Genomic DNA, 26,459 nt, shown 5'->3' with positions numbered 1-26,459 from the left:
TCACGCTCTCTCGCGCCGGGCCGGACTGCCGCTACACGCCGGACAGCCGCTCGGCCGGTCCCTCCAGGCGCGGGAGCGCACCGGTGCTGTCGCCGATGCGGTCGACATCGACCCCGAGCTTGTCGAGCAGCGAGACGTGCAGGTTCGCAAGCGGCGTCCGGTCGGGGTAGACCAGGTGGCGCCCGCCGGCGAGCTGTCCGGCCCCGCCGCCGATGAGCAGGACCGGCAGGTTGTAGGGCGAGTGGAGGTTGCTGTCGCTCATGCCGGCGCCGTACATCAGCATCACGTGGTCGAGCAGCGAGCCGTCGCCGTCCGGCGTATCGCGTAGCTTCTCGAGGAACGACGCGAACAGCGTCGTGTGGTAGGTGTTGATCTTCGTGAGCTTGGCGAGTGCCTCCGGCACGTTGCGGTGATGCGACAGCGGGTGGTGCGCATCGGGCACGCCGATCTCCCGGTAGGTGCGTCCGCTCAACTCGTGCCCGCTCATGAAGGTGGTGACACGGGTCCGGTCGGTCTGATAGGCGAGCAGTTGCAGGTCGTACATCAGGCCGGCATGCTCCGCGAGGGTCGTCGGCACGCCCATCGGCCGTTCGATGAGCGGCACGTCGTCGTCGCCCTGGGTTTCCGCGATGGCGATGCGGCGCTCGACGTCACGCACCGCGTCGAGGTAGGCGCCGACCTTGCGCCGGTCGTCCGCGCCCAGCTCGCGCTGCAGGCGGGCGACGTCCTCGCCGACCGAGTCCAGGATGCTCCGCTGCGCCTGCCGCCGGGCCTGCCGCGTCGCGGCGTCAGTACTGTCGCTGTCGCCGAACAGCCGCTCGAACACGGCGCGCGGGTTGTGCTCCATCGGTAGCGGCGTTTCCCCGCTGGCCCACGAGATGGTGTACGAGAAGGCGCAACTGAAGCCGCCGCTGTCGCACGATCCGGCGAAGTTGGCGCCTTCCAGACCCAGCTCGAGCGACGCGAGGGGCGTCTCGCGCCCGAGGTGGCGCGCCGCGACCTGGTCCATCGACACCGCGTCCGGGTTCCAGGCCCCGGGGTGCTCGGCCGTCAGGAACTTCGTCGAGGCGCGCGAGTGGCTGCCGCCGGTGATTCCGGGCGGCGGTGTGCTGGCGAGCCCGCTGAGCACGAGCAACTGATCGCGGAACGGGGCCAGCGGCTGCAGGGTCGGCGTCAGCTCGAACGCCGGGCCCTCGGCTTCCGGCGTCCAGTTCTGCATCACCATGCCGTTCGGCACGTAGATCGCCCCGAACCGGATGACGGGATTCGCCGCCGTCTTGCGCAGCGCGCTCAGCGCCGGCACCATCCCGTCGAGCAGTGGCAGTCCGATGGCCGCGCCAAGCCCCCGGAGGACGGTCCGGCGGGGAAGGGCCTTCCTGGTGATCATCATGGCTCCGCACTCCTCATCTGGAACGGCGTGCTGTTGACGATGCCGAGAACGATGGACGACCACCGGTAATCGTCGGCGGCGGCGTCCGTGACAACTTGCCGAATCGCGGGCTGATCGGTGTGCTCCATCGTCCGCCCGACCGCATAGCCGAGCAATTTCTCCGTGACGGTGCGCACGAAACTTACATCGTATGCCAGAAGCGCGTCCCTGAACCCCCGCGGAGTCCCGACGACAGTGCCGTCGGCCAGCGCGCCCGACGTCTCGACCGGCGCACCCGCCTCGTCGGCGTCGCGCCAGCGCCCGATGGCATCGTAATTCTCCAGAACGAAGCCGGGCGGATCCATGATGCGGTGGCACGACGCGCAGGCGGGATTGGCGCGGTGCTGCTCCATCCGTTCGCGCATCGAAAGCACTTCGCGGCCGCCGTGGTTTTCCTCCAGCGCCGGCACGTTGGGCGGCGCCTCGGGCGGCGGGCTGCCGAGGATGTTGTCGAGCACCCACTTGCCGCGGAGCACCGGCGAGGTACGGGTCGGATAGGCGGTCAACGTCAGCAGGCTCGCGTGGCCGAGCAGGCCTCCGCGCCGCTCGGGATCGACCGCCACGCGCCGGAACCGCTCACCGTAGACGCCCGGGATGCCGTAGTGGCGGGCGAGCCGCTCGTTGACGAAGGTGTAATCGGCGGTCAGAAGCTCCCGCAGCCCGCGGTCGCCACGCACCTGGCTCTCGAGGAACAGCTTCGTTTCGCGTTCCATGTCCGCCCGCAGGTTCTCGTCGAACTCGTAGAAGACGTCCGCGTCGGGCGTCACGCCCTCGATGCGCGGCAACTGCAGCCACTGGCTGGCGAAGTTCTCCACCAGGGCCGACGCGCGCCGGTCGGCCAGCATCCGCCGCACCTGCTGCTCCAGAACGTCCGGGTCGCTCAGCCGTCCCGCCTCCGCGAGGTCGAGCAGTTCGTCGTCCGGAATGCTGCTCCAGAGGAAAAAGGAGAGCCGCGAGGCGAGCTCCAGGTCGGTCAGGCGGTAGGCCGCGCCGGCCCGGATATCGACCGGGTCGCGCTCGACGCGGAAGAGAAACTGCGGCGCGACCAGCATCCGCTCGACTGCCTTCTGTATGCCTGTTTCGAAGTCGCGCTCCGCATGGCCCGCCTCGTAGAACTTCATCAGTGTCGCGAGGTCGCCGTCGGTAACGGGGCGCCGGTAGGCGCGCCGCGCCAGCGCGGTCAGGATCTCGGTGGCGCAACGCGCTTCGTCCGCCACGTCCCCGCTGGCGGGACGGCAGGTGAACAGGCGCCGGCGGCTCGGCGTATCGCCCGGACCGGTCGCGTCGTACGGCCCGGCAATCTCCACCCGCTCGACCGCCGCGTTGCCGTGGTAGAAGCCGAGGCCGCTCAACGAGAAGCCGGACAGCCGCCGTTCCAGCACGCCGGTCGGCTCGGTGCGGGCCTCGACGAACGAAACCCCCACCGTGCGCCGGCCCGCCTTGGCGGGGAAACGGACCGCCAGGCCGGCGTCCGCTTCGTTCGAGACGTATTCCTCCCAGGCGGGGTCGCCCCGGATGGTCCCGAAGAAGCTGTAGGCGGACGGGTAGCCGAACCGGTCCGCGTCGCCGACCGTGAACCGCTCGATCAACGCGCCGTCGAGGCGCACCTCGATGACGTGGGATCGCCCCATGCCGACGATGTAGTCGTAGATCATCCGGCGGAGGCGGATCTTGACCTCGTAGTCGCCGTCGAGCGGGAAGTAGTGCTTGATGGCCATTCCGCCGCGCGAGCCGAACGGCAGGTCCTCGCTGGCGCGGTCGTCCTGGTAGAGCAGCCGCGGCGTGCTGTAGGTGGCGGCCACGTAACCGGGGCCGATGGTCGGGTCTCCGACCGCGAGCCGGCTGATCCTGTTGGCCGCGGCGAGATACCGCTCGAAGAGGGCGGGGGAGATCGACAGCACGTCGGCGCTCGTGCTGAAGCCCTGCTGGTTGACGTCATCGGCCGGGAAGAGCAGCCAGCGCTCGTCCACTTCCATGTCGAGCAGATGCCCGATCGCGTTGACGTACTCCGCCGTCGTCAGGCGCCGAACGCCGGGGCGGCCCGGATAGGGCGCAACGGCCGCCGCCGCATCCAGCGACGCCTCCAGCCAGGTTACGAACCGGCCGTTCGCTTCCGCGTCCGGCCGCGGCCGTCCCGCCGGCGGCATCATGCCGAGGCGCAGCTTCCGGACCACCGCTTCCCAGGTCTCCGCATGGGAGCCAACATCTGCGAGGTCCAGCCCCTCCAGCGCGATAGGCGCCAGGCCCTGATCGCGCCGCGCTTCAGTGTGGCAGGTCAGGCAGTAGCGCTGGACCAGCACCTGGTGCCGGGCGGCTTCGGCCTGATGAGCTTCCTCGGCAGTCTGGGAGGCGGACGCGGCCTCGGTGGCGCCGGGTGCGGCGCCGGTCATCGCCACGCACGCCAGGACGGCTAGCAGTCCGTGGTGAAACCCCGCGTAGCACCGCCGTTCAGCCGGGATGCATCGCCGCTCGAATGTAGCGGGGCTTTCATCTCGGGCTGCTCGGGCGAGGACACAGAACCCCCTCACAATGGAGGCATCGTAGCCGAGCCGTGGGTCGTCCGCAACCGCCCGGCTCCGCATCGCTTCAACCTTGACGGCGCCGGTCGTTGTAATTACTGTAATTACAGACGTGCGGAGGGGGCACGCGCCATGAACGACATGACGACGATCCGGGCGCTGAAGCTGATCGCCATCGGCAATTCGCGGGGAATCCGCCTGCCGAAGCCCTTATTGCAGAAATACGGCTGGAGCGACTCTCTCCTTGTCGAAGAACGAGAGGAGGGTGTCTTGCTGCGTGGCGCCTCCGCGAAGCGGCTCTCCTGGGAAGAGACGTACCGCGCGATGGCGGCCGAGCGCGAAGACTGGAGCGATCTGGACGTGACTGTCGACGATGGCCTGGAGTAGTGCAGCGTTTCCCCAGCGCTACGGCGTGTACATCGCCGACCTCAATCCGACAGTCGGCGCGGAGCTGCGCAAGGTCCGGCCCGTGGTCGTGGTGAGCAGGAACGAGATGAACCAGTTCCTGGATACCGTCGTTGTCTGTCCGCTGACAACCGTGTTGCATCCGCGGTGGCGCGGTCGGCTGCAGGTGCGCTGCGCCGGGAAGGACGCGGAGGTCGCGGTGGACCAGATTCGCACTGTCAGCAAGCGGCGTCTTGGACAAGCGACGGATCGGCTGTCTGCCGAAGCTGCCGCCCGGCTTCGGAGGCTGATTACCGAGATGTATGGCGAATGAGCGAGACCGCGCAACGGTCGACAATCCTGCTGACGGGCGCAACCGGCTGTATCGGCGGGCGGTTGCTCGCGGCGCTCGAGGCCCGCGGCCATGCCGTTCGCTGCATGACTCGGCGGCCCGGCACGCTGGCCGGCCGGGTCGGACCGCGTACCGCCGTCGTTCGGGGTGACTGCTTCGATCCCGTCTCGCTGGCGGCGCCGCTCGCTGGCGTCGACACGGCCTACTACCTCGTCCACTCGATGGGCGGCCCCCGCTCGCACGACTTCGAGTCGCGTGACCGGGAGGCGGCGCGCAACTTCGGGGAGGCGGCGCGGTCGGCGGGCGCTCGCCGCATCATCTACGTAGGCGGTCTCGGGGCGGAGACCGGGCTTTCCCGCCATCTCCGGAGCCGCCACGAAACCGGCGAGGTGCTGCGCGCGTCCGGTGTGCCGGTCGTCGAGTTGCGCAGCGGCATCGTCATCGGCGCCGGCAGCCTGTCGTTCGAGCTCGTGCGCGCCCTCGTGGAGCGCCTGCCCGTCATGACCTGCCCCTCCTGGGTCCGCACGCCGACGCAGCCGATCGCGCTCTCCGATCTCATCGCGTATCTCGTTGCCGCGCTCGACCTGCCGCACGGCGAGAGCCGTCTATTCGAGGTGGGCGGCGCCGACGCCGTCTCGTACGGCGGGATCATGCAGGAGTACGCCCGGCAGCGCGGACTCCGGCGCTGGTTCATCCCGGTCCCTTTGCTGACGCCCCGCCTGTCGAGTCTCTGGCTCGGGTTGACCACCCCGGTCTATGCCCGGGTCGGTCGCGAACTGATCGACGGAGTCCGGACGCCAACCGTCGTGCGCGACGACGCCGCGCTCACCGCCTTTCCCATCCGGCCGCTCGGCCTGCGGCAGGCCATCAGGCGCGCCCTGGAAGAAGAGGACGCCGCGTTCGCCGCCCGGCCCTGGTCCGACGAGGCCCTGTCCGCCGCCACCCCGCTGCGCTGGGGCGGCGCCCGCATCCGCAGCCGGCTCATCGATTCGCGCGTCGTCGACCTGCCCGTACCCGCCGCCGCCGCGTTCGCGCCCATCCGGCGCATCGGCGGCGTCAGCGGCTGGTACTACGGAAACTGGCTCTGGCGCCTGCGCGGCCTGGTCGACCGGCTCATTGGCGGCGTCGGCATGAAGCGCGGGCGGCGCGACCCGGAAGACCTGGCGGTTGGCGACATCCTCGACTGCTGGCGCGTCGTCGACTGCCAGCCCGATGCGCGCCTGCTGCTTGCCGCCGACATGAAACTGCCGGGCCACGCCTGGCTCGAGTTCGCGGTCACCTCAAAGAGCGACGGCACCACCACCATCCGACAGACTGCCGTTTTCGACGCGGCTGGCCTGTGGGGGCGCATTTACTGGCACGCCCTGTACCCGGCCCACGTGCTGCTGTTCCGGGGCATGCTCAGGAGTATTGGCCAGCGGGCGATGAAAGAGACATATTGATGTAGCAATGGTATGTTTAGTCATCATGCGAACGACAATCCGACTGGCCGACAGCCTCCTGCTCGAAGCGAAGCGCGAGGCCGCCCGGTGCGGAGTGACGCTGACCGCGATCATCGAGGAGTCATTGAGAGCCCGGTTGGCCCGGACCAGGCACGAGCCACGCGTGCGCGTGAAACTCACGACGACCGGACGTGGCGGATTGCGCCCCGGCGTCGATCTGGATGATTCGGCATCCCTGCTCGACGTGATGGACGGCGCGGAATGATCCTCCCCGACGTGAACGTGCTCGTGTATGCGCACCGCGAAGACGCACTGGACCACCGCGCCTATCGAGACTGGCTGGAAGCGGCCGTCAATTCCGACGCGGCATTCGGCATGAGCGATCTCGTGATCAGTGGCTTCGTGCGTGTCGTCACCCACCCCCGCATCTTCGTGTCACCCAGCAGCCTGGCCGAGGCGATGCAATTCGCGGAGGAACTGAGAGAGCGCCCCAATCGCGTTGCGGTTTCTCCGGGTAGCGACCATTGGCGGATCTTCCGCCGTTTGTGCGACGCCGTCGGTGCGAAGGGCAATCTGGTGCCCGACGCCTGGCTTGCCGCGATGGCCATCGAACATGGCTGTGAGTGGATTACCACGGACGGTGACTACGCGCGTTTTCCCGGGCTCAAGTGGCGACATCCATTGAAGTCGTAAAGGAGGGACACCGTGAGGAAGCGCACATTCGCGGTCGTGATCCTGGCGGGTCTGCTGGCCGCCCTGGCGGCGCCGGCGGCCGATGCGCGCGTCGTCCGGATCGAGTTGGAGCAGACGAGGCCGTACGCCGGCGGGAGGGAATTCGGCGACGCAGGGCCCTTCGAGCGGCTCGACGGAACAGTTCATATGGAAGTGGACCCGGATGATCCGCTCAACGCGGTCATCGTCAATCTAGACCGCGCCCCCCGTAACGAGCGGGGCATGGTGGAGTTCAGCGCCCCGTTCTTCATCATCAAGCCGGTCGACATGGCCCGCGGCAACCAGAAGGTGCTGTACGGCATCAACAACCGCGGGAACGCCATCGAGCTCGGCTTCCAGACGTTCCCGCCGCTGCCGCCCGGGGCCGATCCCGAATCCGGCGACGGGCTGTTCTTCCGCCTCGGCTATACGCTGGTGGACGCCGGCTGGGCGGGCGACGTCACGACCACGCCGACGCGCCTCGGCGCGAACCTGCCGGTCGCCCTGCAGGCCGACGGCAGTCCGATCGTTTCGCGTATCCGCATCGAGTACCCGTCGGACCCGGGGCAGCGCCCGGATCCCGGCACGACCATCTACACGCTGCCGCTCAAGGGCAACGACCGCTTCGTGAGCTACGAGACGGCGGACACCGACACGGGGCATTCCGCCCTCACCGTCCGCGACGCCATCGACGGCGAACGCCGGCCGGTGCCCGCGGGCGGCTGGGCTTTCGGGAAGTGCCCGTCGGGCGACGCGTCGCTAGCGGCATCGACCACCGACATCTGTCTCTTCGACGGCTTCGACCCGGACAAGATCTACGAGCTCGTCTACCCGGCCCGCAACCCGTGGGTCATGGGCCTCGGCTACGCCGTGACCCGGGACGTCGCCTCCTTCCTGCGCTACCAGACGGTGGACGACGCCGGGACGCCGAATCCGATTGCGGCCGGCCCTGAAGCGGTCGGCATCCGCCGCGTCTATGGCCTCGGCATTTCGTCGACCGGGATGTACCTGCGCGACTACCTCTACCTGGGCTTCAACGAGGATGAGGCGCACCGCCGCGTGTTCGACGCCGTCCGCATCCACATCCCGGGCACGCATCGTCTCTTCGCCAACGTCGAGTTCGCCGATCCGAACATCTACTCCCGCCAGGACCGCACGTCCGACTTCACTTCGCAGTCGTACCCGCCGCTCACTTACGCGGTGACTACCGATCCGGTGACCAACATCCGGGACGCTATCCTGAAGCGCCCGGCGACGGACCCGCTCGTCTTCCACGTCGATACGAGCAACGAGTTCTGGCAGATGAAGGCGTCGCTGAACGTCCACGACGGCCACGGCAACCCGGTGCCGATTCCCGACAATGTCCGCCTGTACCTGCTGGCGAGCCATCCGCATGGCGGGGCCGCGGGTGTCGCGGCCATGCCGACCAACCGCGGGGCGTGCGAATACGTGACGAACAGCTTTCGGAGCAGCGCGCCCGCCAGTCGCGCGCTGATCGTCGCGCTCGACGCGTGGGCCGACCGCGGCATCGAGCCGCCTCCCAGCAACTACCCGGATGTCCGGCGCGGGACGCTGGCAACCGTGGATGAGGTGGCGCGGACGTTTCCCGCGATTCCGGGCGTCACGTTTCCGACGCGGGTCAACGGACTGAATGCGCCCGGATTCGGTCCCACCTTCGGATCACAGGGCGGCAGGCAGACGGTGTTGCCTCCTTTCCGTGGCGGCGCGTACCGGGTGCTCGTGCCGACGACCGACCGCGACGGGCATGATGTCGCCGGGATCCGCACGGTCGACATCGCGGCGCCGGTCGGGACCAACACCGGCTGGAACCTGTATGCGGCCGGCCCCCGCGGTCGCGATCTGTGCGGGCTGACCGGATCGTTCTTCCCGTTCGCCCGGACCCGTGCGGAGCGGGAGGCCAACGGAGATCCGCGCCTGTCACTGGAAGAGCGCTACGGCGACCACGCGGGCTTCGTGGCCGCCGTCCGCCGCGCCGCCGACGAGTCGGTGGCCCGCCGGATCCTGCTCCCCGAGGATGCAGACGTGATCGTCCGCATAGCCGAAGAGAGCGACATCCTGCAGTAGCGGTAGCAGGTAGCGGGCCGTGAGCGTGCTGCTCTTCATTCTCCTGGAGGTCGTCTTCGCTCCCCTCCAGACCATCGGATCGCTCATCTACGCCCTGCGCGTCCGGTTCGTGAACATGCCGCGCGGGATCTCCGGCACGGCCTACGAGCCGTACATGACACGGCTGATGCTCCATCACACGGGGAGGCGCAGCGACGAGGCGGCCGAGAAGATCGCCCTGCACCTGCCCGCCCTGCCGCCCCTGGTTCTGCGGCTGTTGATGGGCACCCTGGTTCTGGCGGTGAAGTGGAGCCTCGCACCCGGATCGCGCATCGCGATCGACTACCTCAGTCGGGAACTGGTATTCGGCCGCAGGCCCTTCGTGGTGATGGGGAACTACGCGAAGTACGCCATGAAGGCGTTCTACAACGAGAGCTGGCTCTTCGGCATTTCGACCGCCGCACCCGCGCGTGAGCCGGCCAGGAAGTTCATCGAGTCCCGCGGGCTGGAGCTCCAGCGCTTCGAAGCTTTCGCAGGCGAGGCCGGGCGTGGGACGCCCCTCGGGGGGTTGATCGTTGCCGGGGTGCCCGAGAACCGCTCACAGTGACGCGTCAACGACGCGAAGGTGGCCGCCCTTGGCGTACTCGATCATGGCGCTGTCGGCGGTGATGAGCGGCGCGCGGGAGTAGCGGGCCGTCGCGAGAATAAGGCGATCGGCCGGGTCGGCGTGGAAACTGCCGGGCAGGCGCACGCTGTCGATCGCAATGGCAGGTTCGATCGGCAGCAAACGGACGCCGGGCAAGTCAAGCGCGCTGTCGATCCAGGTCCCGGCGTCGCACCCGAGGCGCAAGCGACCCTTCTCGACCAGCAGGGCGATTTCCCAGGGCGTTATGGCCGAGACGCCGATGCCGTCCGTACCTCCCGCTTCGTCGAGGGTGGCACGGGCCGTGCGTCCGAGCCGGGGGTCACCGTCAACCGCCCAGATAAGTACGTGCGTATCAAGGACGATCACCGGGCCGCCGTCCAGTCCGACGGATCGGTCGCTGGTGCGAAGGGATTGTCATAGCCCAGCACCGATCCCCGCATCGCACCGATGATCGACGAACGAGTACCGGGCGGGGGGGCTGGCGACAACACGGCAACCGGTCGGCCGCGGTGAGTGATTGTGACCGGCTCCCCGTCTTTCTCCAATCGCTTGATGACGCGGAGACAGGTCGCCCTGAATTCGGTTGCACCGAGACTCTTTGCCATGCGCCACCTCAGAGACCATGAATGTACAGTTAGAGTGTACATGTCTTCCTGTTGAGCGCCAAGGTGCTCACGGACGAGCAGAACAACGTCGAGCGTGGAGTAATACCTGATAAAGTAATACCCACGCCATGCGGATTACTACCAAGGGGCAGGTGACGATCCCGCAGCGTTTCCGTCTCAAGTTCGGTTTGCTGCCGCATACCGACGTGCGCTTCGAGGAAACCGATGGTGGCGTCACCATCCGACCAGTGCTGAGCAAGCGCGCGTTGTTGGAGGACCGCCTTCGCCGGGCTCGCGGAGTTGCCGTCCGCGGTGTTCGAACGGACGACATCATGCGGCTCACGCGCGGGGACGACTAGGTGTTCCTGCTCGATACCAACGTTCTGCTCGACATCTTCACGGACGACCCGCAGTGGCGGGCGTGGTCCGAGAACGCTCTTGCCGAGGCGCTGGTCGCCGGGCCGATAGGCATCAACCCGATCATCTATGCGGAGGCGTCCCTCGCGTTCGATGTCGCCGAGACACTGGACCGTCAGTTGGACGAACTGATGATCGAGCGCCTTCCGTTGCCGTACAACGCGGCGTTCGGTGCAGCCAGGGCCTTCCGCCGGTACCGGGATGCTGGCGGGGCGCGGTCGGCGCCCCTCCCGGACTTCTACATCGGAGCCCATGCGGAAGCCGATGGCCTGACTCTCGTTACGAGAGATTCCCGGCGATTCCAAACCTATTTCCCTGTCGTGCCGATGGTGTCGCCTCCGACGTCTGCCTGAATCGACTTGCCGCCAGCTCAGTAGATGCCGGGAATAATCCGGTACTTCACCCGCGCCTGATACTCCGCCCATTTGTCGGCGCCGTACTTCTCGGCGCAGTACGCGTCGTCGAAGCGCTGGCGGAAGGTGAACAGCGAGACGATGAAGACGAAGTAGGTCCAGGCCCAGGGGTTGGTGAAGTAGCCGAATACCAGGGCGATGGCCAGGGCCAGGAACCCTTCGCCGAGGTAGTTGAGGTGGCGGGCGGCGCCCCACAGGCCGCTGCACAGGATCTTGCGGTCGCCCGCCTCGATGTACTCGGGCTCGATGAGTCCGAGGAACTTGCGATCGGGCCAGCGCTTGAAGGTGTATTTCTGGTTGTTGGCGCCGCGCGAGATGCCCCACCCGAGCAGGAACAGCGCGGTCGTTCCGATCAGCCAGACGTTCGTCCATGGCGGCGAGAATCCGGGGTCCGGGTAGACGGCCAGCCCCCACAACGGGAGGATGAACATCCATCCGTAGACGATGAGGCAGCCCCAGAACACCTTGAAGCCGAGATGCTCGTGGATCAGATCGTAGGTATAGAGCTGGACGCGCTCGAAGATGAAGTAGTCGAGTATGTAGAACGTGAAGAACGCCGCGTACAGGAAGACGCCCGGATTGGAGTCTTCGCCGAATAGCTCGTAGTGGTACGCGGCCCCGGACAGGGCGTTGAGCGACAACATCGCCCCGCCGACGACATAGAAGTACATCTTCAAGTCGAAGCGGTTGTTGAAAAACGACAGCTCCTGGATCCGTCCATCCCACAGCGCCAGGAGCGGGTTCCTGATCCTGCCCGGTGGTTGGCTGTACACGGCGATGATCGCGAAGATCGTGGTGAAGACCGTCCCGCCGGCCACGGCGTAGATCGACGACCGGTAGAACCAGTCGCGCGGCATCCCGGTGAGCTCGAGCGCCCACACGAGCAGCGCCAGCGCAAACACCGGGAGCCCGTTCAGCCGATAGGTGCGGGGCTCTCCAGTCACCGGATTGACGACGTAGCCGGGGACCCACTTTCCCGGCAGGATGAGTTGCGCCAGCAGGAACGCCGCGAAGACGGCCAGTGGGGTGAAGAAGCCCGCAATCGCTTCCGTGCGCGTCAGCTCGAAGAGGTGGCCGACGCCAAGCCATTCAATCACGATTGAACCTAGTATGGTAGTATTGCATGAGTATGGTCAAGGTCACCTATTCCCTGGACGACGCGACGGTACGCCGGATCCGCCGGACGGCGGAACGCATTGGGAAGCCGCAGAGCCACGTCGTCCGCGAGGCGGTCGCCGACTACGCCACGCGCACCGATCGGTTGAGCGAGGCCGAGCGCCTGCGCATGCTCGGGGTGCTGGACCGTTGGCGCAGCGAGCCGGCGCCGCGCTCTCGCGAGCGCGTCGAATCCGAGCTTCGAGAGATCCGCGTGTCGCGTCGCGAGTCGTCCCTGCGGCGTTTGGCCGATGACGATCCATCTTGATACGTCCGCGCTCGTCGGCGCGCTGGCGGGGCCGGGCGCCGCCGCCGACCGCCTGTACACTTTCATAGACCAGGGCCATCGGTTGCGGCTCTCGTCGATTGTCCTCTACGAGTGGTTGCGCGGGCCGCGAACCGTGAGCGAGCTTCGCGTGCAGGAAGCTCTCTTTCCGCGCGAGCAGGCCGTGCCGTTCGACACCGAGGCGGCGGCGGAGGCGGCGGGGCTGTACGCTCGTTTGTCCCGCCCGCGCGGCCGGGATCTCGATCTCGCGATCGCCGCCTCCGCCCTCGTGAACGAAGCCACGCTCTGGACGCTGAACCCGAAGGACTTCAGCGATGTGCCCGGCCTGAGGCTGGCGTAGGCGGGCGTAGGCGCCATCTCGGTGAGCGCCTGCAGTTCCGATCTTCTTCCCTAGAGCGTCGTTGCCAGTAGTGCATGCATTGTGGATACTGCATGTATGTCTAGCAAGACCAAAACGGATGATGTACACTGTTTCTTTGCCTAAAGGAAGCCTGCCGATGTTCACGCTCACCATCTTCGTCGCACTCCGCACGCGCGGATAGTTCCCCCCGCATGCGCGGCTAGACTCCGCTCCTTCACGACAGTTTCGTCGTTCGTTCGGTTCGGTCCTTCCGTGCGGCGCGGCTGATCTACTTCCTTCTTCGTTCGGTTCCGCGGGTTCGTTGCATCCAATGCGGCGTCCTGTTTCATCGTCTCTGCCTTCTCGTGGTGCACTGATGTCTTTGGTCGACGTGGTTTCCAACGGCCGCCGCACGCTGGCGGCCCGCAACGCGCAGCTTCGTGCGGACCTGCGCGACGCCGTCCGCGCCGTGCCCCGCGACTACACCAGCGGCAGCCTGGGGCGCGCCGTCTTGCTGCTGGCCGTGCCGATGGTCCTCGAGATGGGGATGCAGTCGGTCTTCTCGGTCGTTGACGTCTACTTCGTCGGCCGTCTCGGCCCGGAGGCGGTGGCCGTTCTCGGCCTGTCGGATTCGCTCATCGCCCTGGTGTTCGCGGTGTCGATCGGCCTCAGCATGGGGGCCACGGCGATGGTGGCTCGGCGCGTCGGCGAGGGTTCGCCCGAGCGCGCGTCGTCCGCCGCCGTGCAGGCCATCGTCGGCGGTTGCGCTGCGTCGTTCGTGATCGGCGTGGCGGGGGTTGTCTGGGCCTCCGATCTGCTGGTGCTGCTGGGCGCCACGCCGGAGCTGGCGACGAGCGGCCGGACCTTCACGGCGATCATGCTGGGCGGTTGCGTCACGGTGACGCTGCTGTTCATGATCAACGGCATCTTTCGCGGCGCGGGCGATCCGGTGCTGGCGATGCGGGCGCTCTGGCTGGCCAACCTCGTCAACATCGTGCTGGACCCGATCCTGATCTTCGGCTTCGGGCCCATTCCGGCGTTCGGGCTCGAAGGGGCGGCGATCGCAACGACCGTGGGGCGCGGCCTGGGCGTCGCCTACCAGCTTCGGGCGCTCACGAGCGGCAACGGCAGCGTGACCATTGACTGGCGGCGGGCCCGCATCGAGACGCAGACCATGCTGCGCCTGATGCGTGTCAGCGGCATCGGCATCCTGCAGTACCTGGTCGGGACGGCGAGCTTCGTCGGTCTCATTCGAATCCTGGCCCCATTCGGCGACACGGTGCTGGCGGGCTACACCGTGGCGGTGCGGATCATCATCTTCGTGCTGTTGCCGGTCTGGGGCGTCGGCAACGCCGCCGCAACCCTGGTGGGGCAGAACCTGGGCGCCGGCCGACCGGATCGCGCCGAGAGCGCGGTCTGGTTCACCGCCCGCCTGAACACGGTGTTACTGGGCATCGTGGGCGTGATCTTCGTGGTCTTCGCCCGGCCCATCGTCGGGCTCCTGGCGACCGATCCGGAGGTCGTTGCACTGGCCGCCGCCTGCCTGCGCATCGTCGCCTGCAGCTACGTGTTCTGGGGTTTCGGCCTCGTCACGGTGCTGGCGTTCAACGGTGCGGGCGACACGACCACGCCGACATGGATCAACTTCTTCGTCTACTGGGTGGTACAACTTCCGCTCGCCTGGACGCTCGCCGGCCCGGTCGGTCTGGGGCCGAACGGGGTGTTCGTGACGGTCGCGGTCTGCCAGACGCTGATGGCGGTGGCGGGCGTCCTCGCGTTCCGGCGCGGAGGTTGGAAGAAGCGGGTGCTGTAGCGAAGAACCTGCGGGCGCGCCAGGAGCGGAACGCTGGAGGAACGTGATCAGGGGAGCGTCGTTGCCGACGCGTCGTAGAGCAGCTTCACGCCGATGACGAACAGGCCGGCGTGCACGATGGCGTAGAAGATCGCGTCGTTGATGCGCTCATGAATGTACCGGCCAAGAGTGACGCCGATGGGGGCGATGGGCAACAGCATGGCGGAGGTCAGGAGGTTCTCGGTGTTCCATTGGCCCAGCCAGTAGTAGGGAGCGACCTTCAGCCAGTTGACGACGAAGAAGAACACGATGCTGGTGGACTGGAACCTGGTCCGATGCATCTGCTGCGGTATCAGGTAGGCCTGGAGCGGCGGGCCGCCGGCATGGATCGAGAAGCTGGTGAACCCGGCCGTCGTCCCCCATAGGACGCCGAGCAGGGGACGCGCCGGTTTGGGCGTGCCGCCGCGGCCGGGGCGGAGCCAGAAGTACTGCACGGCGTAGATGAGGGCGATGACGCCCACCATGATGCGGAGGCCGTCGGGCGAGATCTGGCGCGCGGTGAGGAAGCCGAGCACGGTGCCGAAGAAGGCGCCTGGGAGGATGGCGCGCAGGTTGCCGATGTCCCATTCCCTCCAGAACACGCGGAGGGCGAGCACATCCATCACCATCAGGATGGGGAGCAGGATGGCGGCGGCCTGAAACGGACCGACTACCACCGCCATCAGCGGCACGCCGACGACGCCGATGCCGCCGCCCAGGCCTCCCTTGGCCAGCCCGACAAGGAGCACCGCGACGGACGCCGCGACGTAGAACCAGGGATCGGTGATCAAGGCCGGGTGGCTGTCTCAGTTGTCATCCGGCCTCGCCTTCCTCGGGCTCGATGTCCTTGAGGAACTCTTCCCGCGGCTTGTGAATGCGGTCGTAGCTGCCGGCGGCGACGACGTAGTACCACCGCGCAAAGCGGGTGGCGAGGCGGTCGGCCTTCTCCTGGCCCTCGCGGACGCGGCGCTCCCACGAGGCGTGGGCGTCGGTCTCGGAGGCGGGCGGTTCGGGGCCCAGCCCCGCCTCGTCGAACTCCGCCTCGATGAAGACGTAGCGGTTCTCGCCGGGGCCGGTCTCGGCGTCGTCGCTTGTTTCGTCTCCCAGAAGGACGGCGTCGCCCCTCCCGTAGACGATCTCGCCGAAGCGGAGGGTGTAGAGCACGCCCTCGGTCGTGCGGACGAGCAGCTCGCCCTCGTTGGACAGCAGGCCGCCGTCGGCGGTGGGGTAGAAGCCCTTGTTCACCAGGTCGGTGATGTCTTCGCGGCTGATGCGGCCCGCCATCGCGGCGTCGCGCAGGTTGCCGGTCATCCCTTCCGGCTTCGGGCGGACGCCGGCTATCTGCATGTTCATGACGGCGCCCACCAGCAGGTTCATCTGGACGTAGTCCACTTCCTGGCCGGCCGGCACGGAGTCGCCGGTCCAGGTGGTGTCGTCCACCTTGTCGACCGTGAAGGTGCGGGGCGGCGACGCGCGGCGGGTCACTTCATCCACCTGGTACTCGTTCAGGACCATGTGAACTACCTGATCGCGTTCGACTTCCAACAGGTTTTGCTCGATCCAGTCCTCGAACCGGGTGGAGATGTCTGCCTCGAACCGCGCCGAGTAGACGCGCTTCTGGTCGGGCGAGCGGACGAAGCGGAGTCCCGGCCGGCCCTCGACGGGGCGGCCGACGACGAGATCGGCGAGCGTTTCGCCGGTTGCGTCCTTCACGGTGACGCGGGTGCCGCGGCCCACCAGGCTGGTGGCGGTCAGGTCGGTCGGGTCGATGACGCCGAGCGCTTCATGGTCGGCGACGTTGTCGGAGCGGAAGTCCTCCTTGGTGAGGCTGATGATGTCCGCCGCGATGTTCGACAGCCGCTCCGCACCGTCGGCGGGATAGCCGTGATGCGACGGGATCGTCCAGAGGCCGTCCTCGTTGGTCACCTGGAACGGGGTCGCCGACGCCGTGTCCTCGTCGAACTCGACGACGTCGAGGGTGGCGGCCGCTTCGGGATCCGTGAACTCCGGAAAGAACGGTTCACCGACGTCGAAAAAGAGATCCGGCACCGCGCGCCGCGGCGCGCTGGCGAACGCGACGACGCCGAGGAGGATGGCCACCCCGGCGATGGCGAGCGTCTTCTTCGTCTCCTGCATGGTTCTGGCTCCGTGCCGTGGTCGTTGGTGCGGGGACACGAAGAACCATTTCGCGCCCCGATCCGTCGAATATCATAGCGATATGCGAGGGATGTGCTGCGGCGCCGGGCGGAGCGGCTGGTGGATCGTGGCGATTGCGGTCGGGGTCGCGTTGCTCACGGCGCTGGGGTGTACGGCAGGCGGACCGGCGACGGACGGCGCGGCCGGGGGCGTGGCGGCTCTCGGCGCGGCCGCCGTGCAGGGTGCGACGCCCGCGAGGGCGGCCGACCTGGACCAGCCGCCGCCGACGCCGCTGCGGCCGGAAGAGCGGGCGACGATCGACCTGTTCGACCGGACGCGCGCGTCGGTCGTCTACATCAACACGCTCGCCCGCCGCGCCGACTGGTTCCGGGGGACCGTGATGGAGGTGCCGCAGGGGACCGGCACCGGCTTAGTCTGGGACGACGAAGGACACATCATCACCAACTTCCACGTGCTGGCGGATGCGAGCTCGGTCGAGGTGGTGCTCGACGATCAGTCCACCTACGACGCCGAGTGGGTCGGAGGTTCCGCGTCGCACGACCTGGCCGTGCTGCGCATCGACGCTCCGCCGGAGGCGCTCCATCCGGTCACGCCGGGCAACAGCGACGCGCTGCTCGTCGGCCAAAGCGTCTATGCCATCGGCAACCCCTTCGGCTACAACGCGACCCTCAGCACCGGGGTTGTTTCGGCGCTTGGCCGGCGGATCAACGGGCTTGACGGCACGCCGATCGAGGACGTCATCCAGACCGACGCGGCGATCAACGTGGGCAACTCGGGCGGGCCGTTGCTCGACAGCGCCGGCCGGGTGATCGGCGTCAACACGCAGATCTCCAGTCCGTCGGGCGCGTCGGCCGGCGTCGGTTTCGCCGTCCCCGTCAGCACCGTGCGCCGCGTGGTGCCGGAGTTGATCGAGACCGGGACCTACAGCCCGCCCCGGCTCGGCATCCGGGCCGTCGATCAGGGGTTGACCCGCCGGCTCGGCATCGAAGGGGTGCTGATTGCGGCAATCGAGTCCGGATCGGGCGCGGCGGACGCGGGGCTGCTGCCGATCGAAGTCTCGCGCAATCGCATCGTCGCCCTCGGTGACGTGATTCAGGCGGTCGAAGGCGAACCGATCCGCACCCTGGGCGAGCTGCGCGCCGTCCTCGACCGCTACCAGGCGGGCGACGAAGTAACCGTGTCGATCCTCCGGGATGGCGAGGAGGAGGACGAGGTCACGATCCGGCTGCAGTAGTGCGGCGCGGCGGCCGTGGCGCGCCGGTCACGGGAAGTGGCCCATAGAATGCCACGTGTGGGGTTCGTCAACCTTCCACGCGCCTCCATCCTGTCGGTGGGGTTGGCGGTTGCGCTCGCCGCGGCAGGGCCGCTCGGGGCCACGTTCCAGCCGGCATCCGAAGCGGGCCAGCCGGTTCTCTCCGATGGCCATCAGCGGATGCTGGCCCTGCTCGAAGAGATCGCGGACGAGACCCCCGACACGCACCCCTACATCGGCGACTGGCGCGCCCGGCAGTTGCGCGAGGAGCTGAACGCGCTTCCCGCAACGGACACCGGACCCAACCGCTGGCGCGTGATGGTCCAGTTGTCCGGAGAGGAACTCCGCGTCGGAAACGAAGCCGAGGCGATCCGTCTTCTTACCGACGCCCTTGAACTGATTCCGACCACCGACGAGAACCGCCCGGGGATTACGTTGAACAACTACAGCCTCGGGGTGGCCTACCTGCGGCTGGCGGAGACGCGAAACTGCGCCCTCCATCCGAACGCGGAGGCGTGCATCCTGCCGCTTCGCGGGCCCGGAATACACGCGGATCAGACGCCGTCGCGCCAGGCGATAGCCGCCTTCACCGAGGTGCTCCGGAACACGGCCGACCAGGCGTCGGGCGGCCTGTCGGCCGGGGCGGGCGCCCGCAACTGGAGCGTGGGAACACCGCCCCCCGCCGGGGGCGGGGCGGCGCAGCAGTATTTGTCGGCGCTCTGGCTGCTCAACATCGCCTACATGACGGTGGACGGCTACCCCGACGAGGTTCCCGAGGCGTATCGGCTGCCGCCCGAGACGTTCCAGTCGGCGGAGACGATTCCCCGTTTCGCCAATGTCGCGCCCGCCCTCGGCCTCGCCACGTTCGACATGTGCGGCGGGGCGATTGCCGACGACTTCGACAACGACGGCTATCTGGACATCGTCGTCTCGACGTGGGGCACGCGCGGGCAGATTCGCTTCTTCCGAAACGACCAGAACGGCGCCTTCATGGAGCGCACCGCCGAAGCGGGCCTGCTCGGGCTGTACGGCGGCATCAACATGGTTCAGGCCGACTACGACAACGACGGCGACGTGGATCTGCTCGTCTTGCGCGGAGCGTGGCTGCGGGCCGACGGCCGGCATCCGAACTCGCTGGTGCGGAACAACGGGGACGGCACGTTCACCGACGTGACGTTCGATGCCGGACTCGGCGAAGTGCATTACCCGAGCCATACGGCGGCCTGGGGCGATTACGACAACGACGGCGATCTCGACCTCTACGTCGGCAACGAATCGACTCCGGCCCTGGTCGCCCCGAGCCAGCTCTTCCGCAACGACGGCGACGGCACGTTCACCGACGTGGCGGGGGACGCCGCCGTCAGCAACTACCGGTACGCCAAGGCGGCGGTCTGGGGCGACTACAACGGCGACGGCCTGCAGGATCTGTACGTATCCAACTTCGGGGGCGCCAACCGGCTCTATCGAAACACCGGCCGCGGGTCCTTCATAGACGAGGCGCAGCGGCTCGGCGTCGCCGGCCCGCAGGGGAGCTTCCCGGCGTGGTTCTGGGATTTCGACAACGACGGGCGGCTCGACCTGTACGTCTCGGCCTACACCGCGGGCATCGAGCATCTCGCGGCCAGCGCGCTCGGCCGGCCCGCCGGCACGGAAATGTCACGCCTCTATCGGGGTGTCGACGGCGAGCGCTTCGAGGAGGTGTCCGCCGCCTACGGCCTCACGGAGCCTACCGCGGCCATGGGCTCCAACTTCGGCGACCTCGATAACGACGGCTATCCGGACTTCTACCTGGGCACTGGCTATCCGCCGTACCACAGCGTCATGCCGAACCTGATGTACCGGAACCGGGAAGGGCGCGGCTTCTCCAACGTGACGTACTCGGGAGGTTTCGGCCACCTCCAGAAGGGCCACGGCGTGGCCTTCGCCGATTTCGACAACGACGGCGATCAGGACGTCTTCGAGCAGATGGGCGGGGCCTTCCCGGGCGATGCGTTCGGCAACGCCCTGTACGAGAACCCGGGCTTCGACAACCACTGGCTCACCGTGCAACTCGAGGGCGTCCGGTCCAACCGGTCGGCGATCGGCGCCCGCATCCGGGCGGTCGTCGTCGACGGGGACGGAGGCGGGCGGCGCTCCATCTACCGCCACGTCAACAGCGGCGGCAGCTTCGGGGGCAATCCGCTGCGTCAGACCCTCGGGCTGGGCGGGGCGTCGCGCATCGAACAGCTCGACATCTTCTGGCCCGCAACCGGCGTCACGCAGACGTTCACCGATGTCCCGGTGGATCGGGCCATCCACGTCGTCGAGGGCGAATCGGGCTACACGACCCTTGAGTTGAGGACCTTCGCGTTTTCCTCGCAGTAGACCTGGAAGCGCTCGGCACGACCAGGAGCTAGAGCGCCGGACGGGCGCGCTGGCCCTTCAGCGGCGCCGCGTCCAGGTCGTGCGCGGCGGCGACCGCCGCGTGCGTCACCTGCCCGTCCACGAGGTTGACGCCCCTCGCGAGGGCCGGGTCGCGCTCGGCCGCCGCGCGCCACCCTCGGTCGGCGATTTCGAGCGCGTAGGTCATCGTGGCGTTCGTCAGCGCGTAGGTGGAGGTGTGCGGGACGGCCCCCGGCATGTTGGAGACGCAGTAGTGGACGACGCCCTCGTCGACGTAGCGCGGGTTGGTGTGCGTCGTCGGCCGGCTGGTCTCCGCGCAGCCACCCTGATCGACCGCGACGTCGACCAGAGCCGAGCCCGGCTCCATCTGCTTCAGGTGCGCTCGGGTTACGAGCCGCGGTGTCCGCGCCCCCGGAATGAGCACGGAACAGAGCACGAGGTCCGCCGACGCCACCGCGCCCTCGATGTTGGCGGCGTTCGACATCAGGGTGTTGACGTGGCCCTGCAGGACGTCGCGGACGTAGCCGAGACGCAGCGGGTTGATGTCGATGATCGTCACCTCGGCGCCGAAGCCGGCCGCGACGACGCAGGCGTTCATGCCGACCACGCCAGCCCCGAGAATGGTGACCCGCCCCCGCCGGACGCCGGAGACGCCCGGGAGCAGGAGGCCTTTGCCGCCCGCGTGGCGCTCCAGCGACGCCGCGCCGGCCTGGATCGACAGGCGGCCCGCCACCTCCGACATCGGAACCAGGAGGGGCAGCGTGCCGTCGTCGAGTTGCACCGTCTCGTAGCCGATGCCCACGATGCGCCGGTCGAGCAACCTGGCGGTCAGCGCGCTCGACGCCGCCAGATGCAGGTAGGTGAAGAGAATCTGGCCCGGCCGCATCCGGTCGAACTCCGGATCGAGCGGTTCCTTGACCTTCAGAATCAGGTCGGCCTGTTCCCAGACATCGTCGGGGCCGCCGGCCAGTCGGGCGCCGGCCTCCCGGTAGGCGCGGTCCGGGATGGCGCTGCCGACGCCGGCCCCCGCTTCAATCAGCACCTCGTGCCCGCGGGCGACGAAGGCGGCGACCCCGGCCGGAGTGATGGCGACGCGGTGCTCGTCGTCCTTGATCTCGGTGGGGATTCCGACCCGCATGTTTCGGCAAGCCTACAACGTCCGGTGGCGATATGATGGCTGGCCGTCCATTGTCGCCTGGGCGGGAGGGGTTCGCGGTATGGACATGAACACGCCGACCGAGAGCACCGTCGCCAGCCCTGTCGTCCAGAAGGCCCGCATCGACTCGATCGACGTGCTGCGGGGCTTCGCCCTGCTCGGCATCCTCGTCATGAACATCCAGTTGTTCGCGATGCCGGCCGCGGCCTACTTCAACCCGATCGCCTACGGTGACCTCAACGGCGCGAACTTCGCCGTCTGGCTCGGCAGCCGGCTGCTCGCCGATCAGAAGTTCATGACCATCTTCTCGATGCTGTTCGGGGCCGGCATCGTCCTGATGGCGGGGCGTGCGGAACAGAGCGGGAACGCCACGCGCGTCCACTACCGCCGCATGGGATGGCTGCTCCTCATCGGCCTGGCGCACGCCCACCTGCTGTGGGCCGGCGACATCCTGTTCCTCTATGCGGTGTGCGGCATGCTCGTCTATCCGCTCCGCCGGCAGTCGCCGCGGCTGCTGCTCGTGTTGGGTACGGCGGTCGTTACCGTGGGGTCGGCCGTGTACTTCCTCGGCGGAGTATCGCTGCCGTACTGGCCAGAGGAGGCGCTGAGAGCTTTCGTCGACGAGCAATGGCAGCCAACCCAGCCGTTCATCGACGCCGAGCTGGCCGCGTACCGGGGTGGCTGGATCGAGCAGGTTCCCGCCCGGTCGACGCAGGCCCTCGCGTTCGAGACTTTCGTCATCCTGCTGTGGGGCGGCTGGCGGGCCGGCGGCCTGATGCTGATCGGGATGGCCCTCTTCAAGCTCGGCGTCTTCAGCGCGCAGCGTTCGGGGCGCTTCTACGGCGCGCTCATCGCGGTGGCGATCCTCCTCGCCATCCCGGTGGAATCGTACGGGGTGGTGCTCGACTTCCGGTACGGGTGGGCGCCCTGGTCGTTCTTCCAGGGGGAGCTGTTCAACTACTGGCCGAGCATCGGGGTCAGCCTCGGTTATATCGGCCTCGTCATGCTGGCGTCCCGGACGGCGGCGCTGCGCGGCGCCACCCGCCCGTTCGCCGCGGTGGGGCAGATGGCGCTAAGCAACTACCTGCTGCAGACGGTCATCTGCACCACCATCTTCTACGGCCACGGCTTCGGCCTCTTCGGGTCGGTCGGGCGCCTGGCGCAGTTTGGCGTCGTCGTGGCCGTCTCGGTGGTGCAGTTGGTCTGGTCTCCGCTCTGGCTGGAGCGGTTCCGGTTCGGCCCGGCGGAGTGGGCGTGGCGGTCGCTCACCTACGGCGCCCGCCAGCCCTTGCGGCGCGTGTCGGCGTCTGCGTCCTGATCCTGGGGCGCTGGCCTTGGCGAGCCCTGCGTAGAACGCGATGGCGGTCGAGGACGGGATCGTCGGGTGCGGCGCGAGAGCATATGTGCATAGAATAGTGTTTTAGGCCCATGCGTCTACACATAGTCCTGGAACACGATCTGGTGCGGGAGATCGACCGGCGTGCCGGTCCGCGGCGTCGTAGCGCTTTCATTACCGAGCTCATCCAGCGCGGCCTTGAAGACGAACGGCGCTGGGACGACATCGAAGCCGCTCTCGGCGCCTTGCCCGACACCGGACATGAGTGGGATGACGATCCCGCGGCGTGGGTTCGCCAGCAGCGTTACGCAGATCCGCGGCGCGCAGGTTGACCGTGGCGCGCGTGCTCCTTGATTCGACCGTGCTTATCGATGCGCTTCGTGGCCGATCCGCCGCCGCTCGACTCGCGGCCCTGAGACGAACGGGCACGGAGCCTTGGGTCTGCGTGATCTCGATCGAGGAGATTTGGCGCGGTTTGCGGCCGGGCGAGGAGGCGGTCACTCGCCGCCTGTTCAGGGGCCTGCGACTTGCCCCACTCGGAGTAGCAGAAGGCGTACGAGCGGGAGCGTGGCGCCGGTCTTTTGGACGACGCGGAATCACGTTGCATCAGGCGGACTGCCTGATTGCCGCCGCGGCGGTTGGCGTAGGCGCCTCACTGGCGACTGCGAACGTTGACGACTTTCCTATGCCCGAGATCAACGTCCAGCACTGGCCCTAGACGTAATTAACATTAGCGGCTATAGATCAATACATTGCCGCAACTCTGGGTTCTATATTAATATTTATCTATAATGTTTTAATATAAACAACTAGGTAGCTCCGAGCAGCACCGACAGGTCCGCGAGCGAGTCGACCACGGCATCCGGGGATCTGCCCGGCCCGTCGAGGTCGGCGGCCCGGAACTTGCCGGTGCGGACCAGAACCCCGCGCGCCCCGGCAGCCATCGCTCCCCGCACGTCGCTGTTGATGTCGTCGCCGGCGACTGCGACGTCGGTGACCGGCAGGCGCATGGATGCCGCCGCTCCGTCGAAGAAGGCGGCGCTCGGCTTGCCGACGATTATCGCGTCTCGGCCGGTCGCGTACTCCAGCGCCGCGACGAACGGCCCGGCGCCGGATTCGTAGACCGTCCCGTCGAGATCGAGCAGGACGCCGCGCGCGTCGATCCGCGAGCGGGCCATCACGCGCTGTCGCCGTGCGCCGCGAGCGCGGTCGTGCAGGCCTGCTTCACATCGTCCCCGAAGCATACGAACAGGACTTGTTCGACGCCGGGGGCTTCTTCCAGCGCCTGGACAACCGCCCCCACGGCCACCGGCGCGGCCAGTGCGACGGGGTAGCCATAGATGCCGCAACTGATGGCGGGGAAGGCGATTGACTTCAGCCCGTGCGCGTGGGCCAGTTCGATGGCGCGCCGGTAGCACCCGGCCAACAGCTCCGGCTCGCCGCGCCCGCCGCCTTGCCAGTGCGGCCCGACGGCGTGGATCACGTGCCGCGCCGGCAGGTTGTAGCCGCCCGTGATCTTCGCGTTCCCGGTCTCGCAGCCGCCCAGCGTCAGGCATTCTTCCAGCAGGCCCGGTCCCGCCGCCCGATGAATCGCGCCGTCGACGCCTCCGCCGCCCAGAAGCGACGTGTTCGCCGCGTTCACGATCGCATCGACCGCGAGCGTCGTGATGTCCGCCGTCGAGATCGTCAAGTCGGCCATATTGCGTTCGCTTGCACACCCAATCATAAGGTCCGGGCGCCGAGTGCAGACTCCGTTGACACCACTGCACCACAGCACCAGAATAGACCCATGCGGCTCACGATCAACCTGGAACCTGACCTTTACGCCGTGGCTGTTTCGCTCTCCAAGGCCGAGGACTGCAGCATCAGCGCCGCCGTCAACCGGCTTCTGCGCCGTTCGCTCCCGGGAGGGCCATCCAGTTCTGGAGAGCCTCGCCATGGCATGGAAAGACGCAACGGCCTGCTGGTCTGCGGTGGCCGGGAAGTGATTACCGCTGAAACGGTCCAACGGATCGAGGACGAGGACGACTTGACATGACGTGGTTGGCGGACGGCAATGTGCTGGTCGCCCTCCTGTTGAGGTCGCACATCCATCACGAGCGGGCGCATCAGTGGCTCGCCGGACTGAAGAACGACCGTTTCGCCACCTGTAGCGTCACGCAGGGCACGCTGTTGCGCGCGCACATGCGCTTCTCCACGGAAGGTACTGCGGCCGCCGCCTGGGAAGCGTTGCGAGCCGTGTCCGAGCATCCTCGTCACGAATGGTGGAACGAGCGGCTGGACTATCTCGATGTTCCGCACCGGCACCTGCAGGGCTACCGGCAGGTTACGGACGCCTGGCTTGCCGAGCTCGCCCGTCGGCGCGGCGGGCGGGTAGCCACTCTCGATTCCGGATTCGCGACCCTGCACGGGGATGTTGCAGTTCTGCTTCCCCGCCTGAAGTAGCCTCCGCGGTCTCGGCAAGGTCCCGCGCGTGAATCCCCCGCTCGGCGCCATCTGGCGGTTTCCCGGAAGAAAGTCGACCCGTTCCGGGTCTGTTGTTCCATAGCGCAATCAGCAAAGCGGTTGCCTGCCAGCGCCTGCTGCTGAACCCGCCGGCCGGCCCCAAGGGAAACGGAGCCGCAACGGCCGGCGGCGCCGGGAGGAACCCGATCCATGCGCCGATTCGTAGTCACTCTGTTCGTACTGTGCGCGGTGTGCGCGGGCGGTGAAGCGCTCGCCCAGAACACGCGCGGCGCCGAGACCCACGACGTTCAGATCACCGGTACCGTGCAGACGCCGGACGGATCCCGTCTGCCCGGCGTCACCGTGCGGGTCTTCGGCACGCCGTTCCGGGCCGTCACCGACGGTGACGGAGCGTACGTCCTCGCGTTCACGCGAGCGTCGGGCCGGTTCATCCTGTTCGCGGAACTGTCCGGGTTCCGCACCGACGACGCCGCGCTGCAGGTGACGGGACCGCTCACCACCAGCATCGACTTCACGCTGACGCCGGAGTTCGCATCCGACGTGACGGTCATTGCCGAGGTCCCCATGCTCGACGCCACCGACGATGTCAGCCGGATCGAACTGGCCCCGGAGCAGGTCTCGGTGCTGCCCAGCCTGGGCGAACGCGATCTCTTCCGGGCCTTTCAGCTCCTGCCTGGCGTTTCCGGCAGCAACGAGGCGTCGTCCGGCCTGTATGTCCGCGGCGGCACGCCGGACCAGAACCGCGTCGAGTACGACGGTTTCCGGGTCTACCACGTGGACCATCTGTTCGGCTACTTCAGCGCCTTCAACATGGATGCGGTCGACACGGTGGAACTGAGCAAGGGCGGCTTCGAAGCCCGGCACGGCGGCGCGCTCTCGAGCGTGATGCAGATCGCCGGCAAGAGTGGCCGGACCGACCGTGCGGCGGGAAGCGTCGGGGCGGGATTGCTCAGCTTCAACGGCGTGTACGAGACCCCGCTCTTCAACCACCGCGGATCCGCGCTGCTGGCGGTGCGCCGTTCGTTCCAGGGTCCCCTCTACGACAAGATCCTCAACCTCTATGACAACAGCCCGGCCCCCGGACCAGGCGGCGGGGCGCCCGCGGGGGGGGGGGGG

At 67.8% G+C, this 26,459-nt stretch carries 30 protein-coding genes; 20 read left to right on the top strand and 10 right to left on the bottom strand.

The window, feature by feature from the left end; translation table 11 throughout:
• Window positions 1-31: 31 nt before the first annotated feature.
• Window positions 32-1,390 (bottom strand): DUF1552 domain-containing protein, encoded by a 1,359-nt coding sequence (locus F4Y45_13495; protein ID MXY25516.1) that lies wholly within the window; start codon window positions 1,388-1,390, stop codon window positions 32-34.
• A complete protein-coding gene (locus tag F4Y45_13490; protein MXY25515.1) occupies window positions 1,387-4,011 on the bottom strand; it encodes a DUF1592 domain-containing protein in 2,625 nt (874 codons plus the stop codon). The genes F4Y45_13495 and F4Y45_13490 overlap by 4 nt, the downstream gene beginning before the upstream one ends.
• A 69-nt stretch (window positions 4,012-4,080) precedes the next feature.
• Between F4Y45_13490 and F4Y45_13485 the strand changes: the two genes are divergently transcribed.
• Genes F4Y45_13485 through F4Y45_13455 form a run of 7 tightly spaced genes read left to right on the top strand, consistent with a single transcriptional unit; the run spans window position 4,081 to window position 9,508 of the window.
• Window positions 4,081-4,335 (top strand): AbrB/MazE/SpoVT family DNA-binding domain-containing protein, encoded by a 255-nt coding sequence (locus tag F4Y45_13485; protein ID MXY25514.1) that lies wholly within the window; start codon window positions 4,081-4,083, stop codon window positions 4,333-4,335.
• A complete protein-coding gene (locus F4Y45_13480; GenBank protein MXY25513.1) occupies window positions 4,322-4,666 on the top strand; it encodes a type II toxin-antitoxin system PemK/MazF family toxin in 345 nt (114 codons plus the stop codon). Before F4Y45_13485 ends, F4Y45_13480 begins: the two co-directional genes overlap by 14 nt.
• Window positions 4,663-6,126: an SDR family oxidoreductase gene (locus F4Y45_13475; protein ID MXY25512.1), complete on the top strand. Its 1,464-nt coding sequence runs from the start codon at window positions 4,663-4,665 to the stop codon at window positions 6,124-6,126. Before F4Y45_13480 ends, F4Y45_13475 begins: the two co-directional genes overlap by 4 nt.
• Before the next feature lie 25 nt (window positions 6,127-6,151).
• Complete coding sequence (locus tag F4Y45_13470) at window positions 6,152-6,391, top strand: DUF2191 domain-containing protein (GenBank protein ID MXY25511.1); 240 nt, start codon at window positions 6,152-6,154, stop codon at window positions 6,389-6,391.
• Entirely contained in the window at window positions 6,388-6,819 is a 432-nt protein-coding gene (locus F4Y45_13465; protein MXY25510.1) for a type II toxin-antitoxin system VapC family toxin, read from the top strand. Before F4Y45_13470 ends, F4Y45_13465 begins: the two co-directional genes overlap by 4 nt.
• Before the next feature lie 12 nt (window positions 6,820-6,831).
• Window positions 6,832-8,922, top strand: coding sequence for a hypothetical protein (locus tag F4Y45_13460; GenBank protein ID MXY25509.1), 2,091 nt, complete (start codon window positions 6,832-6,834; stop codon window positions 8,920-8,922).
• A gap of 19 nt (window positions 8,923-8,941) precedes the next feature.
• Window positions 8,942-9,508, top strand: coding sequence for a hypothetical protein (locus F4Y45_13455; GenBank protein ID MXY25508.1), 567 nt, complete (start codon window positions 8,942-8,944; stop codon window positions 9,506-9,508).
• Here the strand turns inward: F4Y45_13455 and F4Y45_13450 are convergent.
• Window positions 9,500-9,913, bottom strand: a complete 414-nt coding sequence (locus F4Y45_13450; GenBank protein ID MXY25507.1) for a type II toxin-antitoxin system VapC family toxin — start codon at window positions 9,911-9,913, stop codon at window positions 9,500-9,502. The two genes, F4Y45_13455 and F4Y45_13450, sit on opposite strands and share 9 nt — an antisense overlap.
• Window positions 9,910-10,152, bottom strand: coding sequence for a type II toxin-antitoxin system Phd/YefM family antitoxin (locus tag F4Y45_13445; protein MXY25506.1), 243 nt, complete (start codon window positions 10,150-10,152; stop codon window positions 9,910-9,912). Before F4Y45_13445 ends, F4Y45_13450 begins: the two co-directional genes overlap by 4 nt.
• A 128-nt stretch (window positions 10,153-10,280) precedes the next feature.
• Here F4Y45_13445 and F4Y45_13440 point away from each other — a divergent pair, with 128 nt between their 5' ends.
• Window positions 10,281-10,511, top strand: coding sequence for an AbrB/MazE/SpoVT family DNA-binding domain-containing protein (locus F4Y45_13440; protein MXY25505.1), 231 nt, complete (start codon window positions 10,281-10,283; stop codon window positions 10,509-10,511).
• Window positions 10,512-10,922 (top strand): type II toxin-antitoxin system VapC family toxin, encoded by a 411-nt coding sequence (locus tag F4Y45_13435; GenBank protein MXY25504.1) that lies wholly within the window; start codon window positions 10,512-10,514, stop codon window positions 10,920-10,922.
• 17 nt (window positions 10,923-10,939) lie between these two features.
• Here the strand turns inward: F4Y45_13435 and F4Y45_13430 are convergent, their stop codons facing one another.
• On the bottom strand, window positions 10,940-12,094 hold the full coding sequence (locus tag F4Y45_13430) for a DUF1295 domain-containing protein (protein ID MXY25503.1): 1,155 nt from the start codon (window positions 12,092-12,094) through the stop codon (window positions 10,940-10,942).
• 11 nt (window positions 12,095-12,105) lie between these two features.
• Between F4Y45_13430 and F4Y45_13425 the strand changes: the two genes are divergently transcribed.
• The 3 genes from F4Y45_13425 to F4Y45_13415 all read left to right on the top strand — a co-directional run bounded on the left by F4Y45_13425 (window position 12,106) and on the right by F4Y45_13415 (window position 14,576).
• Window positions 12,106-12,405 carry a ribbon-helix-helix protein, CopG family gene (locus tag F4Y45_13425; protein MXY25502.1) on the top strand — a complete coding sequence of 100 codons (300 nt, stop codon included), beginning with the start codon at window positions 12,106-12,108 and terminating at the stop codon, window positions 12,403-12,405.
• Complete coding sequence (locus tag F4Y45_13420; GenBank protein ID MXY25501.1) at window positions 12,389-12,763, top strand: type II toxin-antitoxin system VapC family toxin; 375 nt, start codon at window positions 12,389-12,391, stop codon at window positions 12,761-12,763. The genes F4Y45_13425 and F4Y45_13420 overlap by 17 nt, the downstream gene beginning before the upstream one ends.
• Window positions 12,764-13,139: 376 nt before the next feature.
• Complete coding sequence (locus tag F4Y45_13415; protein ID MXY25500.1) at window positions 13,140-14,576, top strand: MATE family efflux transporter; 1,437 nt, start codon at window positions 13,140-13,142, stop codon at window positions 14,574-14,576.
• A 47-nt stretch (window positions 14,577-14,623) separates the two neighbouring features.
• Here the strand turns inward: F4Y45_13415 and F4Y45_13410 are convergent, their stop codons facing one another.
• A complete protein-coding gene (locus F4Y45_13410) occupies window positions 14,624-15,385 on the bottom strand; it encodes a sulfite exporter TauE/SafE family protein (GenBank protein MXY25499.1) in 762 nt (253 codons plus the stop codon).
• A 22-nt stretch (window positions 15,386-15,407) separates the two neighbouring features.
• Window positions 15,408-16,730 (bottom strand): DUF4340 domain-containing protein, encoded by a 1,323-nt coding sequence (locus tag F4Y45_13405; protein ID MXY25498.1) that lies wholly within the window; start codon window positions 16,728-16,730, stop codon window positions 15,408-15,410.
• An 82-nt stretch (window positions 16,731-16,812) separates the two neighbouring features.
• On the opposite strand from F4Y45_13405, the gene F4Y45_13400 reads away from it, so the two are divergent.
• Window positions 16,813-17,985: a PDZ domain-containing protein gene (locus tag F4Y45_13400; GenBank protein ID MXY25497.1), complete on the top strand. Its 1,173-nt coding sequence runs from the start codon at window positions 16,813-16,815 to the stop codon at window positions 17,983-17,985.
• A 48-nt stretch (window positions 17,986-18,033) separates the two neighbouring features.
• Window positions 18,034-20,367 (top strand): CRTAC1 family protein, encoded by a 2,334-nt coding sequence (locus F4Y45_13395; protein MXY25496.1) that lies wholly within the window; start codon window positions 18,034-18,036, stop codon window positions 20,365-20,367.
• 28 nt (window positions 20,368-20,395) lie between these two features.
• Here the strand turns inward: F4Y45_13395 and ald are convergent, their stop codons facing one another.
• Window positions 20,396-21,523, bottom strand: a complete 1,128-nt coding sequence (ald, locus tag F4Y45_13390) for an alanine dehydrogenase (GenBank protein ID MXY25495.1) — start codon at window positions 21,521-21,523, stop codon at window positions 20,396-20,398.
• On the opposite strand from ald, the gene F4Y45_13385 reads away from it, so the two are divergent.
• From F4Y45_13385 to F4Y45_13375, 3 genes are all read left to right on the top strand, one after another.
• Window positions 21,471-22,859 carry a DUF418 domain-containing protein gene (locus tag F4Y45_13385; protein MXY25494.1) on the top strand — a complete coding sequence of 463 codons (1,389 nt, stop codon included), beginning with the start codon at window positions 21,471-21,473 and terminating at the stop codon, window positions 22,857-22,859. The genes ald and F4Y45_13385 overlap by 53 nt on opposite strands.
• Before the next feature lie 110 nt (window positions 22,860-22,969).
• Window positions 22,970-23,209: a hypothetical protein gene (locus tag F4Y45_13380; GenBank protein ID MXY25493.1), complete on the top strand. Its 240-nt coding sequence runs from the start codon at window positions 22,970-22,972 to the stop codon at window positions 23,207-23,209.
• Window positions 23,164-23,595, top strand: a complete 432-nt coding sequence (locus F4Y45_13375) for a type II toxin-antitoxin system VapC family toxin (protein MXY25492.1) — start codon at window positions 23,164-23,166, stop codon at window positions 23,593-23,595. The genes F4Y45_13380 and F4Y45_13375 overlap by 46 nt, the downstream gene beginning before the upstream one ends.
• 91 nt (window positions 23,596-23,686) lie before the next feature.
• On the opposite strand, the gene F4Y45_13370 is transcribed toward F4Y45_13375, so the two are convergent.
• Both F4Y45_13370 and F4Y45_13365 read right to left on the bottom strand, forming a co-directional pair.
• A complete protein-coding gene (locus F4Y45_13370; GenBank protein ID MXY25491.1) occupies window positions 23,687-24,121 on the bottom strand; it encodes an HAD hydrolase-like protein in 435 nt (144 codons plus the stop codon).
• Window positions 24,055-24,576 carry an O-acetyl-ADP-ribose deacetylase gene (locus F4Y45_13365; protein ID MXY25490.1) on the bottom strand — a complete coding sequence of 174 codons (522 nt, stop codon included), beginning with the start codon at window positions 24,574-24,576 and terminating at the stop codon, window positions 24,055-24,057. The genes F4Y45_13370 and F4Y45_13365 overlap by 67 nt, the downstream gene beginning before the upstream one ends.
• Before the next feature lie 90 nt (window positions 24,577-24,666).
• Between F4Y45_13365 and F4Y45_13360 the strand changes: the two genes are divergently transcribed.
• From F4Y45_13360 to F4Y45_13350, 3 genes are all read left to right on the top strand, one after another.
• The gene (locus F4Y45_13360) at window positions 24,667-24,915 is read left to right on the top strand and encodes a hypothetical protein (GenBank protein ID MXY25489.1); all 249 of its coding nucleotides are present in this window, start codon (window positions 24,667-24,669) and stop codon (window positions 24,913-24,915) included.
• Window positions 24,912-25,322 (top strand): PIN domain-containing protein, encoded by a 411-nt coding sequence (locus tag F4Y45_13355; protein MXY25488.1) that lies wholly within the window; start codon window positions 24,912-24,914, stop codon window positions 25,320-25,322. The genes F4Y45_13360 and F4Y45_13355 overlap by 4 nt, the downstream gene beginning before the upstream one ends.
• A gap of 210 nt (window positions 25,323-25,532) precedes the next feature.
• The coding region (locus F4Y45_13350; GenBank protein MXY25487.1) for a TonB-dependent receptor plug domain-containing protein at window positions 25,533-26,459 on the top strand (927 nt) is incomplete at its 3' end.

Source organism: Acidobacteriota bacterium, from assembly GCA_009838525.1.
In the GTDB taxonomy this organism is placed as follows: domain Bacteria; phylum Acidobacteriota; class Vicinamibacteria; order Vicinamibacterales; family UBA8438; genus VXRJ01.
This window is presented reverse-complemented; position numbering and strand designations above follow the sequence as displayed.

What these genes read in the sequence shown, in the direction of transcription:
- F4Y45_13480 (MXY25513.1), top strand. Translation starts at nt 4,322, where the DNA reads ATGGCCTGGAGTAGTGCAGCGTTTCCCCAGCGCTACGGCGTGTACATC.
- ald (MXY25495.1), bottom strand. Translation starts at nt 21,523, where the DNA reads ATGCGGGTCGGAATCCCCACCGAGATCAAGGACGACGAGCACCGCGTC.
- F4Y45_13420 (MXY25501.1), top strand. Translation starts at nt 12,389, where the DNA reads ATGACGATCCATCTTGATACGTCCGCGCTCGTCGGCGCGCTGGCGGGG.
- F4Y45_13475 (MXY25512.1), top strand. Translation starts at nt 4,663, where the DNA reads ATGAGCGAGACCGCGCAACGGTCGACAATCCTGCTGACGGGCGCAACC.
- F4Y45_13385 (MXY25494.1), top strand. Translation starts at nt 21,471, where the DNA reads ATGGCGACGCGGTGCTCGTCGTCCTTGATCTCGGTGGGGATTCCGACC.
- F4Y45_13395 (MXY25496.1), top strand. Translation starts at nt 18,034, where the DNA reads ATGCCACGTGTGGGGTTCGTCAACCTTCCACGCGCCTCCATCCTGTCG.
- F4Y45_13380 (MXY25493.1), top strand. Translation starts at nt 22,970, where the DNA reads ATGCGTCTACACATAGTCCTGGAACACGATCTGGTGCGGGAGATCGAC.
- F4Y45_13415 (MXY25500.1), top strand. Translation starts at nt 13,140, where the DNA reads ATGTCTTTGGTCGACGTGGTTTCCAACGGCCGCCGCACGCTGGCGGCC.
- F4Y45_13445 (MXY25506.1), bottom strand. Translation starts at nt 10,152, where the DNA reads ATGGCAAAGAGTCTCGGTGCAACCGAATTCAGGGCGACCTGTCTCCGC.
- F4Y45_13440 (MXY25505.1), top strand. Translation starts at nt 10,281, where the DNA reads ATGCGGATTACTACCAAGGGGCAGGTGACGATCCCGCAGCGTTTCCGT.
- F4Y45_13400 (MXY25497.1), top strand. Translation starts at nt 16,813, where the DNA reads ATGCGAGGGATGTGCTGCGGCGCCGGGCGGAGCGGCTGGTGGATCGTG.
- F4Y45_13355 (MXY25488.1), top strand. Translation starts at nt 24,912, where the DNA reads ATGACGTGGTTGGCGGACGGCAATGTGCTGGTCGCCCTCCTGTTGAGG.
- F4Y45_13465 (MXY25510.1), top strand. Translation starts at nt 6,388, where the DNA reads ATGATCCTCCCCGACGTGAACGTGCTCGTGTATGCGCACCGCGAAGAC.
- F4Y45_13485 (MXY25514.1), top strand. Translation starts at nt 4,081, where the DNA reads ATGAACGACATGACGACGATCCGGGCGCTGAAGCTGATCGCCATCGGC.
- F4Y45_13405 (MXY25498.1), bottom strand. Translation starts at nt 16,730, where the DNA reads ATGCAGGAGACGAAGAAGACGCTCGCCATCGCCGGGGTGGCCATCCTC.
- F4Y45_13370 (MXY25491.1), bottom strand. Translation starts at nt 24,121, where the DNA reads ATGCTTCGGGGACGATGTGAAGCAGGCCTGCACGACCGCGCTCGCGGC.
- F4Y45_13360 (MXY25489.1), top strand. Translation starts at nt 24,667, where the DNA reads ATGCGGCTCACGATCAACCTGGAACCTGACCTTTACGCCGTGGCTGTT.
- F4Y45_13470 (MXY25511.1), top strand. Translation starts at nt 6,152, where the DNA reads ATGCGAACGACAATCCGACTGGCCGACAGCCTCCTGCTCGAAGCGAAG.
- F4Y45_13495 (MXY25516.1), bottom strand. Translation starts at nt 1,390, where the DNA reads ATGATGATCACCAGGAAGGCCCTTCCCCGCCGGACCGTCCTCCGGGGG.
- F4Y45_13490 (MXY25515.1), bottom strand. Translation starts at nt 4,011, where the DNA reads ATGCGGAGCCGGGCGGTTGCGGACGACCCACGGCTCGGCTACGATGCC.
- F4Y45_13425 (MXY25502.1), top strand. Translation starts at nt 12,106, where the DNA reads ATGAGTATGGTCAAGGTCACCTATTCCCTGGACGACGCGACGGTACGC.
- F4Y45_13365 (MXY25490.1), bottom strand. Translation starts at nt 24,576, where the DNA reads ATGGCCGACTTGACGATCTCGACGGCGGACATCACGACGCTCGCGGTC.